This window comes from Paenibacillus gorillae, from assembly GCF_000513275.1.
GTDB classification, from domain to species: Bacteria; Bacillota; Bacilli; order Paenibacillales; family Paenibacillaceae; genus Pristimantibacillus; species Pristimantibacillus gorillae.
Genome location: NZ_CBVJ010000106.1, coordinates 121,850 through 139,562 on the forward strand (window position 1 = coordinate 121,850; position 17,713 = coordinate 139,562).

The 17,713-nt window shown below is 52.1% G+C and carries 16 protein-coding genes; 5 read left to right on the plus strand and 11 right to left on the minus strand.

Annotated features, from left to right (window positions below; genetic code table 11):
• Nucleotides 1-6: 6 nt before the first annotated feature.
• The 5 genes from TY10_RS20075 to TY10_RS20095 form a co-directional block, all read right to left on the minus strand.
• A complete protein-coding gene (locus tag TY10_RS20075; protein ID WP_042167322.1) occupies nt 7-1,248 on the minus strand; it encodes an FxLYD domain-containing protein in 1,242 nt (413 codons plus the stop codon).
• Between the two features lie 324 nt (nt 1,249-1,572).
• Nucleotides 1,573-3,246 (minus strand): ribulokinase, encoded by a 1,674-nt coding sequence (locus tag TY10_RS20080; RefSeq protein ID WP_042167325.1) that lies wholly within the window; start codon nt 3,244-3,246, stop codon nt 1,573-1,575.
• Between the two features lie 88 nt (nt 3,247-3,334).
• Nucleotides 3,335-4,210, minus strand: coding sequence for a UTP--glucose-1-phosphate uridylyltransferase GalU (gene galU, locus TY10_RS20085; protein ID WP_042167328.1), 876 nt, complete (start codon nt 4,208-4,210; stop codon nt 3,335-3,337).
• Nucleotides 4,211-4,288: 78 nt separating this feature from the next.
• Entirely contained in the window at nt 4,289-5,659 is a 1,371-nt protein-coding gene (locus TY10_RS20090; protein WP_238327803.1) for a HAMP domain-containing sensor histidine kinase, read from the minus strand.
• A complete protein-coding gene (locus TY10_RS20095; RefSeq protein WP_042167330.1) occupies nt 5,656-6,330 on the minus strand; it encodes a response regulator transcription factor in 675 nt (224 codons plus the stop codon). The genes TY10_RS20090 and TY10_RS20095 overlap by 4 nt, the downstream gene beginning before the upstream one ends.
• A gap of 144 nt (nt 6,331-6,474) precedes the next feature.
• Between TY10_RS20095 and trxB the strand changes: the two genes are divergently transcribed.
• Together trxB and TY10_RS20105 are read left to right on the plus strand one after the other, a co-directional pair.
• Entirely contained in the window at nt 6,475-7,422 is a 948-nt protein-coding gene (gene trxB / locus TY10_RS20100) for a thioredoxin-disulfide reductase (RefSeq protein ID WP_042167333.1), read from the plus strand.
• Nucleotides 7,423-7,754: 332 nt separating this feature from the next.
• Nucleotides 7,755-8,204 carry a Dps family protein gene (locus TY10_RS20105; protein ID WP_042167335.1) on the plus strand — a complete coding sequence of 150 codons (450 nt, stop codon included), beginning with the start codon at nt 7,755-7,757 and terminating at the stop codon, nt 8,202-8,204.
• Between the two features lie 93 nt (nt 8,205-8,297).
• Here the strand turns inward: TY10_RS20105 and TY10_RS20110 are convergent, their stop codons facing one another.
• The 4 genes from TY10_RS20110 to TY10_RS20125 all read right to left on the minus strand — a co-directional run bounded on the left by TY10_RS20110 (nt 8,298) and on the right by TY10_RS20125 (nt 13,430).
• Nucleotides 8,298-8,927 (minus strand): fumarylacetoacetate hydrolase family protein, encoded by a 630-nt coding sequence (locus tag TY10_RS20110; protein ID WP_042167337.1) that lies wholly within the window; start codon nt 8,925-8,927, stop codon nt 8,298-8,300.
• Between the two features lie 76 nt (nt 8,928-9,003).
• Nucleotides 9,004-10,953 carry an ABC-F family ATP-binding cassette domain-containing protein gene (locus TY10_RS20115; protein ID WP_042167339.1) on the minus strand — a complete coding sequence of 650 codons (1,950 nt, stop codon included), beginning with the start codon at nt 10,951-10,953 and terminating at the stop codon, nt 9,004-9,006.
• A 191-nt stretch (nt 10,954-11,144) separates the two neighbouring features.
• Nucleotides 11,145-12,533, minus strand: a complete 1,389-nt coding sequence (gene fumC / locus TY10_RS20120; protein WP_042167341.1) for a class II fumarate hydratase — start codon at nt 12,531-12,533, stop codon at nt 11,145-11,147.
• A 228-nt stretch (nt 12,534-12,761) separates the two neighbouring features.
• Nucleotides 12,762-13,430, minus strand: a complete 669-nt coding sequence (locus TY10_RS20125; RefSeq protein ID WP_042167343.1) for a bifunctional 2-keto-4-hydroxyglutarate aldolase/2-keto-3-deoxy-6-phosphogluconate aldolase — start codon at nt 13,428-13,430, stop codon at nt 12,762-12,764.
• A gap of 539 nt (nt 13,431-13,969) precedes the next feature.
• Here TY10_RS20125 and TY10_RS31735 point away from each other — a divergent pair.
• Both TY10_RS31735 and TY10_RS20135 read left to right on the plus strand, forming a co-directional pair.
• Complete coding sequence (locus tag TY10_RS31735) at nt 13,970-14,488, plus strand: collagen-like protein (protein WP_238327808.1); 519 nt, start codon at nt 13,970-13,972, stop codon at nt 14,486-14,488.
• Nucleotides 14,489-14,493: 5 nt separating this feature from the next.
• Nucleotides 14,494-14,700 carry a hypothetical protein gene (locus TY10_RS20135; protein ID WP_042167344.1) on the plus strand — a complete coding sequence of 69 codons (207 nt, stop codon included), beginning with the start codon at nt 14,494-14,496 and terminating at the stop codon, nt 14,698-14,700.
• 93 nt (nt 14,701-14,793) lie between these two features.
• Here the strand turns inward: TY10_RS20135 and TY10_RS20140 are convergent, their stop codons facing one another.
• Nucleotides 14,794-15,231, minus strand: a complete 438-nt coding sequence (locus TY10_RS20140; RefSeq protein WP_042167346.1) for a DUF4395 domain-containing protein — start codon at nt 15,229-15,231, stop codon at nt 14,794-14,796.
• Between the two features lie 93 nt (nt 15,232-15,324).
• Nucleotides 15,325-15,621 (minus strand): 4a-hydroxytetrahydrobiopterin dehydratase, encoded by a 297-nt coding sequence (locus TY10_RS20145; protein ID WP_042167348.1) that lies wholly within the window; start codon nt 15,619-15,621, stop codon nt 15,325-15,327.
• A gap of 111 nt (nt 15,622-15,732) precedes the next feature.
• On the opposite strand from TY10_RS20145, the gene TY10_RS20150 reads away from it, so the two are divergent.
• The gene (locus TY10_RS20150; protein WP_238327810.1) at nt 15,733-16,884 is read left to right on the plus strand and encodes a winged helix DNA-binding domain-containing protein; all 1,152 of its coding nucleotides are present in this window, start codon (nt 15,733-15,735) and stop codon (nt 16,882-16,884) included.
• Nucleotides 16,885-17,713 lie beyond the last annotated feature (829 nt).

Genomic DNA, 17,713 nt, shown 5'->3' on the forward strand with positions numbered 1-17,713 from the left:
AATCCTTTAGTCCAAATACCAGGTCGCGTGGTCAATAACAACTTTGGCGTGCTCGTCCTCAACGCCATGAACAACTGCGGTGAAATTGAACGTCTCTCCGGCCTCTATATATTTAGGCGCTGCATCAACTTTGCCCGATTCGATTTTTTTGCCTTGACTGTCATGAACCGTATACTCGACCGAGACGGAGTAAATCGGTCTTGTCGCCGCATTCTTCAACTGTCCTTCAATATGGAAGTCGCCGTTTTCGTCCCGCTTTGTTTCGACATGCAGCACTTCGACAGCGGCAGTCTGATTAATCAGATCCTCTTCCGCCGCTTTTTGCATCGCGTTCTCGATCCGCTTCTGTTCTGCCTGTTCAAACTTCTGCTTCTCCTTCTGAATCCGGCCATAGAGCGCCGTCAGCTGCTCGTTTTCCGCAGCGTAATTCATCCCCAGCTGCACTGTCGACAAAGCATCGGAAAAGCTTTTCTTCTTCATCAGCAATTCAGCCTGCTTATAGCTGATCGCGACGATTTTCGCTTCGATCTGCTGCTGCAGCGAAAGCGCCTCTTTGCCGGACAGTCCTTTCACTTGGTTCAGCTTGGTGGCTAGCGCCTCAACACTATGAAGCGAGTCCAAATCCCTCTCGATCTGGCCGACTGTCATCCGGACAATCAGCTCTGAGAGCTGCTCGCGAATAACGGTGAAGGCTTGCTCTTCCCGGCCTCGAAGCTGCTGCTTCAACTGATTGAGCAGCGGCTCCGCATCCGCCAGCTCATTGCGGCTCATTCGCCCGCTAATGTCGTCGATCGATTGCTGGAACGCAATGGCTTCCTCAACAACAACGGTGTCGGCTGCCAAAGCCTCATATTTCGGGCGCAGCTGGGACGCTTCTTTCAAATGATGCAACGCCTCCTCGTACTTCCCGAGCAGCGCTTCCTGCTTCGCGGCTTCATGCCATTGATTGACCTGTTCATTATGTTTCGTTTCATATAGGAAATAGGAGAATACAGCCGTTGCTGTAAAAATGAAGATAAATACAGGAATCAGTCCGATCATAACCGGCTTGCCGCCTGCCTTATTCCGCATCGTAACATCCGCTTCTATCGCGGCCCCGGACTGCGTCATCCCCGTGTTCAGCTGCTGCCGGGCTTGCTCCTCCAATGATGTTCCATTCGCTCGCTCTGCAACCGCCAGTCTCTTGCCGCATTGGCTGCAAAATACTGCGTCGGGCTCGTGCTTTCTATCGCAATGCTGGCAATACACTTCTATTCAACTCCTGCCGCCGTAGTTCTCTCTCTCATGCTTCTTTCTATTCTACTTGAAAAAGTAAATGATCTCCATTTTTAAATGATGGAAAAATTTAAAAAATGGAAGAAACGATCATTTCTCTATCTAATTAGCGCACTTCCCTCTTTTTCACACCTTACAAGGATAGAAAAAGACAGCCCTTCATGAGCTTCACCAGCAAGCTCCGGACTGCCGCTTTATTGTAGGTTGAGCAAATTATAGCATGCCTTGCCTCAGCTTTTCCATAAAAAATAGCCGTCCCTACGCACGCGGCCAGGGACAGCTTTTTGACTAATTCGTTTACTCCACAGCCGATTCTTTGATCGCCTTCAGCCGTTTCATCACATCATTGGCGCCGCGTCCAAAGTAATCATGCAGCGCGTTGTACTCCGCATACAGCTTGTCATATACCGCTACATTTTCTGGAATCGGCTTATAAGTCTCCTCCTGAACCCGGGCCATACGCTCGGCGGCATCAACGATGCTGTCATAGCCGCCTCGTTCAGCCCCCGCTGCCACAGCTCCGAACATCGCTGCCCCAATAGCAGATGTCTGCTTGGAGGCGGCCACTTTAATCTCGCGGTTCGTCACATCCGAATAAATCTGCATAAGCAGCCGGTTTTTTTGCGGCAGGCCGCCGCACGCGTACAGCTCATGAATTTCTATGCCGCTTCCGTGAAAGGCTTCCACGATTTTACGCGTGCCGAATGCGGTAGCTTCCAGCAGGGACCGATAGATTTCCCAAGGCTTCGATGATAGCGTCAGACCGGCAATCATACCCGTCAGATCGGTATCGACCAGCACAGACCGGTTGCCGTTCCACCAGTCAAGCGCCAATAACCCGGATTGCCCCGCCTTCAGAGTGGATGCCTGCCGCTCGAGATAAGCATGGACGCTCTGCCCTTCATGCTGGGCCTGATCACGCACATAGGCGGGAAGTGCTTCTTCGACATACCATTCGAAAATATCGCCCACAGCAGCTTGCCCCGCCTCATAGCCGAAATAACCCGGTATGATGCCGTCCTCGACGACACCGCACATTCCTTCTACCATCTTCTCCTCCGTGCCAAGCAACAGATGACAAATCGAGGTTCCCATCGACATCACCAGCTTGCCGGGTGTTACGACACCCACTCCAGGCACAGCCGCATGCGCATCGATGATGCCAACCGCAATAGCTGTACCTGGCATCAAGCCCATCCGGCCAGCCTGATCCGCTGTAAGCTCTCCCGCCTTCGACCCGAGCGGCAATACCTCGCCGCGCAGCTTCGTCTCTGCCATGTCAGCGAGCCGGTTATCCAATGCTGCGAAAAACTCCCGGCTCGGGTAGCCCTCCTGCTTATGCCAGTTGGCTTTATAGCCCGCTGTACAGCTGTTTTTGACAATATGACCGGTCATTTGACCGATAACCCAATCGGCTGCTTCAACGAACTGATCCGCCTGTTCATAAATATCCGGCGCTTCATTCAACACCTGCCACACCTTCGCGATCATCCACTCGGACGACACTTTGCCGCCATGGCGCTCAAGAAACCGCTCTCCGCGCTCCGCTGCAATTCGATTAACAAGGTTCGCTTCCGGCTGTGCGGCGTGATGCTTCCATTGCTTCACCCAGCTATGCGGGTTAGCCTGATACGCTTCTAATAAACATAGAGGAACGCCTGCCGCATCAATTGGCATAATCGTGCAGGCGGTAAAATCGACGCCGATTCCGATCACATGCTCCGCCGCAACGCCAGATTTCTTAATCACTTCCGGTACGGATTGCTCCAGCACGTCCATATAATCCATAGGATGCTGGAGCGCCCAGTCATGCTCCAGCTTGACTCCGGAGACAGGAAGCTGCTCATCGATTACATGATGCCGGTAGGGCGTTACATGCTCCGCCAATTCCTCCCCGTTCGATAGATCCACCAGAACGGCACGGCCGGACTGCGTTCCAAAATCGATGCCGATTGCGTATTTTGGGCTCATAAAATCCCCTCCACTCTAGACTGTTAGCGCTTTCAATAAGTTTGAATAAAAACGTTCCCATCGCAAGCTGGAACGTTTTTTATTGCTTTTAGGATAATTGAGCTAACCGCTCCAATAAGTACCGTTTTACATCAGCAGACAAATCCTCGCGCTCCAGTGCAAAATCAATCGTCGCCTGCACAAAGCCTAGCTTGTCCCCCACATCATGGCGCTTGCCGGTAAAGCGATGTCCAATAAGCTGTGAAATCCGATTCAGCTTCTGCAAGCTGTCGGTCAGCTGAATTTCGCCGCCTTTGCCTGGGACCGCCCGTTCCAGCAAATCGAAAATCGCCGGCTCCAGTATGTAACGGCCGACAACCGCCCAATTGGAAGGCGCATGCCCTTGCATAGGCTTCTCCACTAAATCGCGCAGCAGGCCGTCTTTATTCCCTGGCTCGAAGTCGACGATTCCGTATTTATGCGTCTGCTCCCAAGGAACTTCCGTAACCGCGATAACGGAGGTTTGCCGCTTCTCATACACGTCTATCATTTGCTTCAAGCATGGAGGATCGGACTTCAATATATCATCACCCAGCAATACGGCAAATGGCTCGTCACCGATAAAGCGTCTTGCACACAACACCGCATGACCAAGACCAAGCGGTTCTTTCTGACGCACATAATAAATGTCGGCCAGCTTGGAGATTTCCTGAACGATGGCCAGCATTTGCTCATTGCCCCGTTCCTCCAGCTCCGCTTCAAGCTCGAAGGATTTGTCAAAATGATCCTCGATCGCTCGCTTATGACGCCCGCTTACAATTACGATGCTGTCGATGCCCGACTGCACCGCTTCCTCCACAATATATTGGATGGCCGGTTTGTCGATAATCGGAAGCATCTCTTTCGGCTGCGCTTTAGTTGCAGGCAAAAACCTCGTCCCCAAACCGCCAGCAGGTATTATCGCTTTACGTACCGTTTGTTTCATCCGGCTAGCCCCCTGTCCTCCAGAAAAATATATGCTCCCATCATAACTCGTCTTCCAATATTTATCCATCCCTATAGCTCAACTGGCAGACGAACGACGAATACCGCTCCTTCGCCTTCCCCCGTCCTCTATCTCAATTGTCCCGCCGTGAATGCTTACGATCTTATGGACGATTGAGAGACCCAGTCCGCTGCTGCCAAGCGTTCGATCACGAGATACATCCGATTTATAAAAGCGTTCAAATACACGTTCGCGGTCTTCCAGCGCAATCCCGCTCCCGGAATCAGCAATCCGTACGATCACGAAGCCGTCCTGCTCAGTTAAATGAAAGGAAATATGGCCGCCCTCCGGCGTAAACTTCATGCTGTTCGTCAACAGATTAATCCATACCTGGCTGAGCTGGTCCTCGTCCGCCGTAATGACCGTCTCCTCCAGAAACAGTTCTACCGTCTGCCGCTTAGCTACCCAATGCGGCTCGCAGGACAGCACCGTATCGCGAAGCTGCCGATCCAGACGGTACTGCACCGGGGCGTACGGATGCTGCTGCGAATCAAGCGAGGCGAGCTTCAGCAGATTCTCGCTTAACCTCGACAGCCGGCTGCTCTCCTGCTTAATGATGCCGACATACCTTCCCCGCTCCGCTTCGTTCAATTGCTCGCTCCGCAGCGCTTCAGCAAAGCCTCCGATGGAGGTCAGCGGCGATTGAATTTCATGCGAGACGTTAGAGACAAAGTCCTGTCTCATCATCTCCAGCTGCGACAAACCAACCGCCATCCGGTTAATGCTGTCAGCCAGCTCACCAAGCTCGTCCCCCCGCTGCAGCGGAAGCTGGACGTCGAAGTCGCCTTTGGCAATTCGCGTCGTTGCCGCAGTCATCATTTTGAGCGGCTTCACTAAGTATCTGGCGGCTACTAGAATTAGGACGCCCCCAACTACCAGTACCGTCGTCAGAATCGTAAACGTATTGCGCTGGAAGCTTCTCACCTCCATAGCACGGTCGGGCGTCACGAATAAAGCCCAGTCCATGCTGCCGAACCGGACGGTTCTTCCAATTGCCGGAGGCTTGCTAGGCTTGTCCTCGCCTTCCTCGCCAATCGCAATCTGCACCGTCTGCCCGGCAAAAACGCTTGCCAGCGTCTCCTTCGTTAAATGATTAACGAGCGAATCGCGGTTCAGCCCCACTGAAATGAGCATTCCATTTCGACCAACCGCAACAAGCGTCAACCCTTGCAGGTTGGCGACCTGCTCCAGAAATACAGGCAGCGATCGCGGAGTTGATCCCGTATACAGCTGCTCGATGCGATCGATCGTATGCTCCATGGAGCCGCCGAACCGGCCCTTCATATCCCGTTGAAACAGCAGATTGGCCGTGAAAAAAGCAATTCCCATGCTAATCAATACAATAATAAGGAAAGTAATCGTGATGCGTACGTACAGACTGCGAATCATAGCCGCTCCTCCAGACGGTAGCCCAGACCTCGAATCGTGACGATCCGAAAGCCGGATGTCTCTTCGGGAAACCGCTCGCGAAGGCGCTTGATATGCACGTCGACCGTCCGCTCGTCCCCCTCGTAGTCCATCCCCCACAGCTGCTCGATCAAGTGCTCTCTGGAAAAGGTTTTACCAGGATAGCTGCCCAGCTTGAACAGCAGCTCGAATTCCTTAGGCGGCATCGCTACCTCGGCTCCGCCCGCCAGCGTCTGATACTCACTCCGGTTCATCGAGATCCGTCCGAAATCTACAGTCTTGGAGGAAGCGATACGGTAACGCTTCAGCAGCGCCTTGACCCGAACGATCAATTCCGGCGGATCGAAGGGCTTGACCACATAATCATCGGCCCCCAGCTCGAATCCCTTCACCTTCTGGGCCGTCTCTCCCTTAGCCGTCAGCATCAATATCGGCAGATCATAAAATTCCCTCAAAGCCGAACACAGCGCCCAACCGTCCATACGCGGCATCATGACATCGATAACGGCAAGATCAGGACGGATCTCCTCCAGCTTGGCCAGCGCTTCCTCGCCGTCCTTCGCTTCAATAATCTCATAGCCTTCTCTTCGTAAAAAAAGAATAACCAGCTCGCGAATATTTGGATCGTCATCGACGACTAGTATTTTTGGCATTGCAATTCCCCCTGTTTACAGCATTCTTTCTAACAATAATATAGCTACATGAATTTAAGATGAACATTGTTGACTTTTATTCCAGATTACAATAATTTTAAACTACAGAACAGAAACGAAACCGCAACAAATGGAGGGATTACGATGCACAAAACAATTATTATCGGAACCGGCCCTGCCGGATTAACGGCGGCGATTTATCTGGCGCGCGCTAATATGGAGCCTCTCGTTATTGAAGGCTGGCAGCCTGGCGGACAGCTGACAACAACGACAGAAATTGAGAACTTCCCGGGCTTCCCTGAAGGCATCCTCGGCAGCGAGCTGATGTCCAATATGCGGAAGCAAGCGCAGCGCTTTGGCGCTACGTTCCGTACCGGCTCTGTGAAAAGCGTTGATTTCAGCGAACGCCCATACACGCTTGACGTAGAAGGCATCGGCGAATTGAAAGCTGAATCTGTCATTATCTCGACGGGCGCTTCGGCCAAATACCTGGGTATCCCTGGGGAGCAAGACAACATTGGCCGCGGTGTCAGCACTTGCGCAACCTGCGACGGATTTTTCTTCCGCGGTAAAAAACTGATCATCGTCGGCGGCGGCGACTCCGCAATGGAGGAAGCCGGTTTCCTGACTCGCTTCGCTTCTGAAGTAACGGTTGTCAATCGCCGTGAAGAGCTTCGCGCTTCCAAAATCATGCAAGACCGCGCTCGCAGCAATGAAAAAATCAGCTGGAACCTGAACCGCACACCGCTTGAGGTTGTAGCAGGCGAGCAAGGACTGCAAGGCATGAAAGTCCGCAACAATGAGACGGGCGAAGAAGAGCTAATCGAGTCCGACGGCGTATTTATCGCAATCGGCCACACGCCTAACACCGGCTTCCTTAACGGCCAAATCACTACGGATGAGCAAGGCTACATCATCGTGAAGCCTGGCACTTCCGAGACGAATATCCCGGGCGTATTCGCTTGCGGAGACGTACAGGACAATAAATATCGTCAGGCCATTACGGCAGCAGGCAGCGGTTGTATGGCGGCATTAGACTGCGAACGCTATCTGGAAGAGGCACACAGTCTGCAAACAGCCGTTAAAGCTTAACTTTTTTTCGCATAAAAAGGTAGTTTATTGCCTCAGAACGTAGTATACTCAACATGTTGAGAGTTAAAATAAATGGCAATGCTATCGTGTATAAGGACGATTCCTCCGTCCGTAATTGAAAAGGTACAACCACGTTGAAAAACGGCGGTTGTACCTTTTTTTCGTTTCATACAGCTGGCTTGAGGGTAAATTTGATTCAGGATGCTTGACATCGGCTTCGTTATTTGTAATAATTATAAACAAGGAATTAATATAAATAATAACGTTGCCTGCTTCCTTTGCATGAAAGCGCTGGAAGGGCGCACACTAAGCGGAGAAAGGATGAGATCATTATGACTACAACGACAACAACTTCGACACAGGCCGTTCTGAACAAACAAATCGCCAACTGGAGCGTGCTTTACGTTAAGCTTCATAACTATCACTGGTATGTAAAAGGAACGCAGTTTTTCACGCTGCATGTGAAATTCCAAGAGTTTTACGAGGAGGCTGCGCTTCATGTCGATGAGCTCGCTGAACGGCTGCTGGCGCTGCAAGGCAAACCGCTCGCTACGATGTCGGAGTATTTGAAAACATCCAGCATCAAAGAAGCCAGCGGCGCGGAATCCGCTACTGAGATGGTAGATTCGCTAATTGCCGACTTCTCTACAATTATTGCAGAGTTGAAAGATGGAATGGGCATCGCGCAAGAAGCCGGAGACGAGACGACAGCCGATATGCTGCTCGCCGTTCACACGACGCTCGAGAAGCATGTATGGATGCTTAGAGCTTTCAATGCTTAATTGATGATAGAACCGGCTCCCGGCAAAATAGGGGCAGTCACCGTCGGATTCAATTCCCTACGGTGGCTGCCCCTATTTTTGTTCAATCCTATATTAGATCAAGCTGATTGTGCAGTTCGCTGCGAGCTGATCATCCCAATAAGCTTCGAGCACGTCTCCGTCCTGCAGTGCTGCTACGCCGGCAGGCGTTCCGGTAAAGATCAGATCGCCAGCGCCAAGTCCATAAGCGTTATCGATGTGAGTGATTAGCTCAGAGATGCCAAACAGCATATCTCCCGAATTGCCCAACTGTGCCTGCTCTCCGTTGCGGATCAGCTTAAAGCTGCTTGTCTTCAATTGTTCTTCACCCGGATACGGCATCCAGCCGCCCAGCGGCGCTGAGTTTTTGAAGCCTTTGGCTTCGAGCCATGGCTGGCCCTTCGCCTTTAGCTTGCTCTGAACATCCCGGAGCGTCAAATCCAGACCCAATGCCAAGCCGTCGACGCATTCATCCGGCTTCATGCCGGGCTGAAGCGCTTGTCCGATGCGCAGCACGAGCTCCAGCTCGAAATGCACTTCCCCCCGGTCAGCTGGCAGCGTGACAACATTGCCGTTCATCGGCGCCACCGCGTGGGACGGCTTCGTAAAGACGAGCGGAGATTCCGGCACCTCGTTGCCAAGCTCCAGCGCATGCAGGCGATAATTGCGCCCGATGCAGTATATATTGCGAATATGATCCGTCATTCTAAAGCGTCTCCTCTCGGGCACTACAGCCCTCTTGGTGTAATCTATCGCTATTTGGCTATATGGTTATCTGGCTTTAGTTTTTCTTCTGCTCCGCAATCCGCTCAGCCAGTTCATTTAATTCCGTCCAGCGTTCCAGCAGCTGATCAAGCTTGGCTTCAAGCTGCTGCTGCTGTTCTACTAGCTGCTGCAGAAGCAGCGAGTCGCTTCCCGATGCATTCATGCGTTCAGCCACGGCATTCAACGCCTCTTCTGTTTCAGCGATCCAACCGTCGATTCCCTCATAATCCTTCTGCTCCTGATAGGACATGCGGAGCGCCCGCTCCGATGAACGAGGTGCCGCTTCTGTCTTCTCGGCACCAGCACCTGCACTTGGCTTTCCGGCGGCAGCGGCTTTAGCTGTGCCAGCTCCAGTTGAATCGCTGCCATACTTGGCGGCGTATTCCTGATACTCCGTATAATTGCCGGTATGCTGGGTAATGGCACCCTCGCCTTCGAACGCCAATATTTTATCAACTGTCCGGTCAAGGAAGTACCGGTCGTGGGACACGACGAATACGACACCCGGAAAGTCATCCAAATAGTCTTCCAGTACAGACAACGTCGCAATGTCCAGATCATTGGTCGGCTCGTCAAGCAGCAGCACGTTAGGCGCATTCATCAGCACGCGCAGCAGCTGCAAACGGCGCTTCTCTCCGCCCGACAGCTTGGCAATAAGCGACCACTGCATCGCCGGGGAAAATAAAAACCGCTCCAACATTTGCCCTGCTGAAATCATCAGTCCGTCCGCCGTCTTTACCTGCTCTGCGCCTTCGCGAATATATTCGATTACGCGAAGCGACTCGTCCATTTCTTCATGCTCCTGCGAGAACCAGCCGAGCTTAACGGTCGGCCCGAGCACGACAGAGCCTGCATCCGGCTGTAGTCTGCCTTCAATAAGCTTGAGCAGCGTCGACTTGCCGCTGCCGTTACGGCCGACAATACCGACACGATCCTCCGGTACGGCAATATAGCTGAAATCACGAATTAGGTTACGCTCGCCAAAGCGTTTGGCAACATTCTCGATTTCAAGAATTTTTTTACCAAGCCGCGAGGAAGCAACCGATACGTCCATTTTGCCGCCCGATTGCTTGGGAGCTTGCGCTTTCAGCGCCTCGAAGCGGTCAATCCGCGCCTTTTGCTTCGTCGTCCTTGCTTTTGCACCACGCCGGATCCAAGCCAGCTCGTTGCGAAGCAGGTTTTGCCGCTTGTCCTCCGTAGCCGCCTCACGCTCTTCGCGCTCCAGCTTCAGCTCCAGAAAACGGCTGTAGTTAGCCTCATAGAAATGTGCCCGGCCTTTATCCAGCTCAATGACGCGGTTGCTGACCCGATCAAGGAAATACCGGTCATGCGTAATCATAAGAAGCGCGCCTTTGCGCTTTTGCAGCATACCTTCCAGCCAGGCAACAGAATCGTTGTCGATATGGTTCGTAGGCTCATCTAGGATGAGAATGTCGGATGGCTGCAACAGCGCAGCGGCCATCGCAACCCGTTTGCGCTGACCGCCTGACATCGTGTCGACCTTGTCGTTGAAACCCAGAATGCCGAGCTTGGCTAGCGCAACCTTCGCATCGCTTTCGAGCGTCCACGCGTCCCATTCGTCCATACGCTGATTCGCCGTAATAAGCTTTTGCTGCAGCGTCTCGTCATTGGGGTTCAATTCGATTGCAGCAAGTGCATCGGCATAGTCCCGGACAGCGCGAAGCTGCGGCGAATGGCCGCCGAGCACATGCTCTAGCGCCGTCTCGCCCGGCTCAAATGCCGGATCTTGAGCCAGCATACGTACCGTCACGCGATTACCAATAGCAATATTTCCGGAATCGGCGGGCTCAATTCCCGCTATTACTTTCAAAAACGTCGACTTGCCTGTGCCGTTGACGCCAATAATGCCGATTTTTTCGCCTTCCTCGACCCCAAATGTGACGTCCTCGAACAGCATTTTTTCGCCATAGCTTTTCGTTATATGTTCAACAGATAATAAATGCATGTGTATAACCTACTTTGCATCGGATTGATGGTTTGCCTTGGTTCAGCTTACCAACCGTATCATACCATAATCCGCGTAATCGATCACGGTTCAAGCCGATTCCGGCGGCATTAGCTGCAAATAAAATCCCCCTATCCCGGCGGCAGGCTTTCGCATGCTTTCAAGATAGAGGGATATGACAGTTTCCGATCTTATTTACGCGTACCGATCATCGCTTCAGGCTTCACATACTCATCGAATTGCTCGGAAGTAAGCAGGCCGCTAGCAATCGCGGATTCTTTCAGTGTCAGACCTTTTTTATGCGCGTTTTTAGCAATCGCTGCCGCATTCTCGTAGCCGATATGCGGATTGAGCGCCGTAACGAGCATAAGCGATTGATCCAGGTTGCGCTTGATAACTGCTTCGTTCGGCTCGATACCGACCGCACAGTTGTCGTTGAAGGAAATCATGCCGTCCGCCAGCAAAGCAACGGATTGCAGGAAGTTGTAGATAATAACCGGTTTGAATACGTTCAGCTCGAAGTTGCCTTGGCTTGCAGCGAACGAGATCGTTGCGTCGTTGCCGAACACTTGGCATACAGCCATCGTGATCGCTTCACTTTGCGTCGGATTCACTTTGCCCGGCATAATGGAGCTGCCCGGCTCGTTCTCTGGAATCGAAATTTCGCCGATGCCGCAGCGCGGACCGCTGGCCAGCCATCTAACGTCATTGGCGATTTTCATAAGATCGGCCGCCAGCGCTTTGATCGCGCCGTGAGCGTAAGTAATTTGATCATGGCTCGTCAGCGAGTGGAATTTGTTCGGAGCCGTAATGAAGGTTTTGCCTGTCAACGCCGTCACTTCAGCCGCTACTTCCACTGCAAAATCCGGATGAGCGTTCAAGCCTGTGCCGACGGCTGTACCGCCAAGCGCCAGCTCGCGCATCGTGTCTACGCTCTGTATGATCATGCTGCGGGTTTTCTCCAGCATCGCGTGCCAGCCGCTAATTTCTTGACCAAGCGTAATCGGCGTTGCATCCTGCAGATGCGTTCTGCCGATCTTCACGATATTTGCGAACTTTTCTTGCTTCTCCTGGAACGTACGGCTAAGCACGTCAATTGCAGGCAGCAAACGGTCTTCTACTTCAATAACGCCTGCAATATGCAGCGCAGCCGGGAATGTATCATTGGAGCTTTGCGAACGGTTAACGTCGTCATTCGGGTGAATGCGTACGGAGCTGCCGCGTTCTTGCAGCAATTGGTTGGCACGGTGTGCGACAACCTCGTTCACGTTCATATTCGTTTGCGTGCCGCTGCCTGTCTGCCAGACAACGAGCGGGAATTCCTCATCCCATTTGCCGGCCAGAATCTCGTCGACCGCTTCACCGATCACGCCTGCCTTCACTTCATCCAGCACGCCTAATTTCAGGTTAGCGTTAGCCGACGCTTTTTTCACGATTGCCATCGCATAGACGGCTTGAATCGGCATACGTTCGCCGCTAATTTTAAAGTTTTGCAAGCTGCGCTGCGTTTGCGCGCCCCACAGCTTGTCCGCAGGAACCTCAATTTCGCCCATCGTGTCTTTCTCAATCCGGAATTCCATGTTTACAGCCTCCTTCATCTTTTCCAAGCACATATTACTACTTTATACATAACAAAGCGACCATTTCAATACGGCGTGTGCTATTTCATCGAATCTTCTTATTTATTGTTGGCAGACAGGATAAGTTTCCCCATAAAAGAAAGCCTCCCGAGCCTGGATATTCCGGGGCTGCAAGAGGCTTGTCTCCTATTCAGGCAGCGCTGTGCCTGTGCCTGTACTTGGCTGCAATTACAGCCCTTTGGCGCTGCGGTAAGCTTCCATATACGCACCGGCTTTTTTCTCGATGAGCGTGAAATCACCCTTCTGAACCGCTTCCTTCGTCAAATCGGAGCCAATGCCGACTGCTACGGCGCCGGCTTTGATCCAATCCTTCAAATTTTCCAGCGATACACCGCCAGTCGGCATAATATTCGCTTGCGGCAGCGGGCCTTTAATGGATGGAATGACGCTAGGCGAGAACAGGTTGCCCGGGAACAGCTTGACGATGTCTGCGCCGAGCTCCAGTGCGCTTTGAATCTCATGAACCGTCATCGTTCCCGGCATTACCGGGATAGAATAGCGGTTGCACAGCTTGATCGTATCGGGGTTGAGCGCCGGAGCAACGACGAATTCCGCACCGCTCAGAATAGCTGCACGGGCCGTCTCCGCGTCAAGCACCGTGCCAACACCGATAATAGCAAAGTTGTCGGCGTCTGGCGGAGCCGAGCTCGAATATTGTTTAGATAGTTCTTCGATAGCGCGAAGCGCGAACGGAACCGTCATCGTAATTTCAATCGCTTTAATGCCGCCTTTAATAGCGTGACGAGCCATTTCAGCTACTTCCTCCGGCGAGTCCGCGCGGAGAACGGCAACGACGCCTGCGTCGGCCAGCTGCTGGAGCACTCGTATCTTCTTCATCTCGATAATCCCCCTCATATTGTGCGCCAATTACGTGGATTAGACTTGAAGTCGGCGCATTGCGTGTGCATTTGTTCGAAAAGGTATGATCATTACCGTTTTATTATATTCGTTTTAAGCGTTTTCAGCAATGGTTGTCCCTTCTCCAGCCGACTGCGAAAATGTGCGCAAAAATAGGACATATCACTAGTCCGCTCCGCCGCTGCAACGGATAAATTAATAGAAACAGCTTTTGCAGAGGAGGATATAGGCTGATGATTGCTCCGATAAGACGGAGGCGTACGCAGCATAACTTAATCTGGCTGAAGGACCCTAATTCTTTGGTTAAGCTTGTAGAGTATGTTCAAAGGAAACATACGAAGAAAAAACGCAAAAGAAGATGCAAGCCCGTACGGAAAAGAAAGAAGCATAAACTGCATTATCGCCGAAAATGTTTCCATAAACGCAAGAAAACAGTTATTAAAGTCATCAAATGCAAACGGGGACCTCGAGGCTTTCACGGTTCGCCCGGAAGTTCCGGCCCACCCGGAACGGATGGCATGCGTGGATCCGCTGGCCCTGCTGGTGTCGATGGCATGCCTGGCGTATCCGGTGTACCTGGTGTACCCGGTGAACCCGGCCCGCAGGGACTGGCGGGGCCTGCTGGACCGCAAGGACTCTCTGGCCCGTCAGGGCCGCAAGGTGACCCGGGTATTCCAGGTGTAAGCGGGTTGCAAGGCTCGCAGGGGCCTGCAGGGCCCCAAGGCATTGCTGGACCCGCTGGAGCGCAAGGGGTGCAGGGGATACCTGGTGCACCTGGTGCAGACGGCCCTGCTGGGCCTCCAGGGCCTCCCGGACCTTCAGGTGACTACGCAGAGCTGATCGCATTGCTTAATGGCTATTTGGACGCAGTGACACTTATTAACGTTATGACGCCAGGCCAGCCTACTGGCATGGCGTGCACAGTTACCAGCGTGCAGCAGACCATCGCCACGTTTCTGACCAGTGCCGGGACGACGATGACGATTCCGCTCGCTTTTATTACGAATATCGAGGATTTAAGCCCGCAAGGAGGATGACGCAAATGGCAACTACGATTTCCGGCGATTTAATTCCGCTCATTGGCTCTGAAGTAACCGTCGTAACCAACGGATTCGGCCAGCTTGCCGTCGTCGGAACGCTTGAACGCGTAGGCAATGATTATATCCTCGTCTCCTTCGAGGAAAGCGGCTTTACGTATGAGCTGCGTATCTTCTATGTCAATATTATTTATGTGCACGCCAATCCTTAATGGATGTATGCCAAAAAAACCGTTCCGGTATGGGTGGAACGGTTTTTTTTGACGATTATTCAGCGCTAATGATAGAATACGTCTCTTTGTTAACTAAGCTTTGCTTTTCGCATAACGGTATTGCTGCCACCGGTAACGAATCACGCAGCCGATGCAGAAGCCGGCCAGCATTGCAATCATTGCCAGCACAGGCATGATTGTAAAAATATAATACCCAACAGTCCAGCCCGCCAATGAGCTGATGAGTGCAGCCCCCAGCATGGAGGTGCTAAGCGTCAGATTAAAGCGCAGCTGTGCTTTTTCTTCCGATACGTATGAGGATGGAGGCCTGTTGAAAAAGCGTTTTTCCAATATAATAAGAGGATTCCAGCCAACCGCCGCACCTAGTCCGTTATACACAATCGGCAGTATAAGAATCCAAGCCTGGCCGGACAGCCAGCTCGCGACTACAAACGCCAGCGTCACCCATGTGTTAAATCGCACCAGAGGGAGCGGAACAGAAGGAACAGACGTCGTTTCTGTTTGAGTCATGTTATTCAATCCTCCATTGGCTATGATAGAGATGTGAAGTCACTTTGTTTATCTAGTCACATTGTACTATATAACCAATGAGAATAGTAGGTATTATTTTTTGAAAAGTGAATTGCATCTCTGGGCCATTATGATGTCCAATCGGGTCAATCCACCGGAATGCCACGTCGTCAGCTTCAATTGAACTCTCCGATATTCAATCGTGATGAAAGGATGGTGATTTTCTTCCTCCGCAGCTTGGGCTACCCGGTTAACAAAATCGATCGCTTCTAGGAAAGTAGAGTGCAAGTATGATTTTACGAGCCATTTCTCCCCCTCTAATCTCCAGCCTTCCGCATCTGACAACGCCTCCTGCAGCTCTCGCCCGGTAAGCAGCGGTTGTTTTGCCATAGAATCGGTCCTCCCTGTTATTCTTTTCATCCATTATAAAGTTAACTATAATAATTGGAAAAGATAAGCTGCCCTACTGGGCATACAGATAGATAGAAAGGAGCCTCCGTTATGCCAATGAATCCGCCGCAACGCCCTGCTTCAGAGGAGCCCCGGCTCTTAAGCCGCCAGGCCCTTAACCGTGCCTTGCTAGACCGCCAGCTGCTTATGCGCCGTTCCGATATGGGTGTCTTGAGCGCAATCGAGCATCTGGCCGGCCTGCAGTCTCAATCGCCGCTCCCGCCTTATTTTGCGTTATGGACGCGGCTTCGTGATTTCCGTCAGGAACAGCTCGCTGAATTGCTCCTGAGTCGCCAGGCCGTCCGGATCAGCCTCATGCGTTCGACGATTCATCTCGTCAGCGCGGAAGACTGTCTTTGGATGCGTCCAGTTCTGCAGCCTATGCTGGATCAGGCATTCCGGAGCGCCTATCGCAAACGGCTCGAGGGCGTCGACATTGACAGGATAGCGGAGGCAAGTCGCGCCCATGTAGAGCAAGCGCCGCTCAGCTTCCAGGAGCTTGGCGAATTACTGTCGCCACTTGCTCCCGGACGGGAGCCTGGGGCCTTGGCGCAAATTTCGAGGGCGGTGCTGCCTCTCGTGCAGGTGCCGCCCCGGGGCATTTGGGGTAAAAGCGGACAAGCCCGCCATACGACTGCTGAAGCTTGGCTGGGGCGCCCGCTTGCCCCGGCTGTTGAGCCGGAGAAGATAATCGTCCGCTACCTTGCCGCCTTCGGTCCGGCTTCTGTTAAAGATATGCAAGCCTGGTGCGGCTTGACCGGGTTGCGGACACATGTACAGCGGCTGCGCGGCCAGCTTGTCATCTACCGCGATGACAATGGCGTAGAGCTGTTCGATCTGGCGGACATTTCGCTTCCCGATCCTGACGCTCCCGTACCACCGCGATTTTTGTCCGAGTTTGACAACATGCTCCTCTCCTATGCAGACAGATCCCGCATCCTGCCGGACGAGTACAAACCGCTTGTGTTTACAGTGAACGGCATTATTAAAGCGACGATACTGGTCGACGGTTTCGTAAGCGGCCTCTGGCGGTTGGAAACCTTAAAAGAAAAGGACAGTGTTATTGCCATTCTTCATATTGAACTATTCCGGGAGCTTACAGCTATGGAAAAGGAAGCGTTAGCCGATGAAGGCGAGCGTCTGCTTGCCTTTGCCGAACCTGAAGCGTCACAACGGGAAATCCGCTTTGGCGGTGATTATTAGTAGATAGATAAGCGGCCTCCTATAAAGGGGCCGCTTATATGCGGGAACAGTCGGTAGGAGTAATGTAACGGATGATTTACTAGGATGCGCCGCCTTACAGTTCAGTGAACTTCAAGGCTGCTCAGTGAGGTGCAGCTCAATGGCGTTTAGATAGCTCAGCTAATCTGACACTACCCTGTTAGCTACAGTTACTCAAAAACGCCTTATTACGCCCCTTCACCGTACCTCACTCTTTACCGAGACTCTCAAATTAACCATTATTCGCAGCAACTCAAACTCCCAACGTCTCACTGCTGCTCCATCATGAACTTCTTCCGCCAACACAATAGGGTACTGAAGAAACGTACTTTGCTCATATAGGTGCACAGCCAACAATCTGTATCTACACATACTTCCTGCCATCCCACTATCCATTTACTTAATTCTTCTCCCCCCTTATCATGAACTGCAGCCTGCCACAGCAAGCTGCTTCGCTGGAGGCACCTTGCAGGCTCTGACATTACCTTTAGCGAATCAGATTCGCTATTTAGTGAAGCAAATTGCAAATTTCGCTATAACCGCCCAACCAGCTTCGATATTTCATTTAGCGAACCAGGTTCGCAATATAGCGAAGAGAACTTCGCTGTTACCAGCCACCCTACACTGATTACAACGTACAGCGAACCTTTTTTCGCTATTCGAGAACCAAGGTTCATGGATAGCGATGCCAGCTTCGCAAATGCCATTTCACCCCCTCTAATGAGCCTCTGGAGCGAATCCAGCTTCTCTATTTAGCGAAGCTGCTTCGCTACTGCCACCAGACTGACTCCTATCTAGCAAATAGCGAAGC

Excerpts from the sequence above, each read along its gene's own strand:
- TY10_RS20090 (WP_238327803.1), bottom strand. The coding sequence starts at position 5,659 with ATGATTCGCAGTCTGTACGTACGCATCACGATTACTTTCCTTATTATT.
- TY10_RS20080 (WP_042167325.1), bottom strand. The coding sequence starts at position 3,246 with ATGAGCCCAAAATACGCAATCGGCATCGATTTTGGAACGCAGTCCGGC.
- TY10_RS20105 (WP_042167335.1), top strand. The coding sequence starts at position 7,755 with ATGACTACAACGACAACAACTTCGACACAGGCCGTTCTGAACAAACAA.
- TY10_RS20095 (WP_042167330.1), bottom strand. The coding sequence starts at position 6,330 with ATGCCAAAAATACTAGTCGTCGATGACGATCCAAATATTCGCGAGCTG.
- TY10_RS20150 (WP_238327810.1), top strand. The coding sequence starts at position 15,733 with ATGCCAATGAATCCGCCGCAACGCCCTGCTTCAGAGGAGCCCCGGCTC.
- galU (WP_042167328.1), bottom strand. The coding sequence starts at position 4,210 with ATGAAACAAACGGTACGTAAAGCGATAATACCTGCTGGCGGTTTGGGG.
- TY10_RS20140 (WP_042167346.1), bottom strand. The coding sequence starts at position 15,231 with ATGACTCAAACAGAAACGACGTCTGTTCCTTCTGTTCCGCTCCCTCTG.
- TY10_RS20145 (WP_042167348.1), bottom strand. The coding sequence starts at position 15,621 with ATGGCAAAACAACCGCTGCTTACCGGGCGAGAGCTGCAGGAGGCGTTG.
- TY10_RS31735 (WP_238327808.1), top strand. The coding sequence starts at position 13,970 with ATGCGTGGATCCGCTGGCCCTGCTGGTGTCGATGGCATGCCTGGCGTA.
- TY10_RS20110 (WP_042167337.1), bottom strand. The coding sequence starts at position 8,927 with ATGACGGATCATATTCGCAATATATACTGCATCGGGCGCAATTATCGC.
- TY10_RS20135 (WP_042167344.1), top strand. The coding sequence starts at position 14,494 with ATGGCAACTACGATTTCCGGCGATTTAATTCCGCTCATTGGCTCTGAA.
- TY10_RS20125 (WP_042167343.1), bottom strand. The coding sequence starts at position 13,430 with ATGAAGAAGATACGAGTGCTCCAGCAGCTGGCCGACGCAGGCGTCGTT.
- fumC (WP_042167341.1), bottom strand. The coding sequence starts at position 12,533 with ATGGAATTCCGGATTGAGAAAGACACGATGGGCGAAATTGAGGTTCCT.
- TY10_RS20115 (WP_042167339.1), bottom strand. The coding sequence starts at position 10,953 with ATGCATTTATTATCTGTTGAACATATAACGAAAAGCTATGGCGAAAAA.
- trxB (WP_042167333.1), top strand. The coding sequence starts at position 6,475 with ATGCACAAAACAATTATTATCGGAACCGGCCCTGCCGGATTAACGGCG.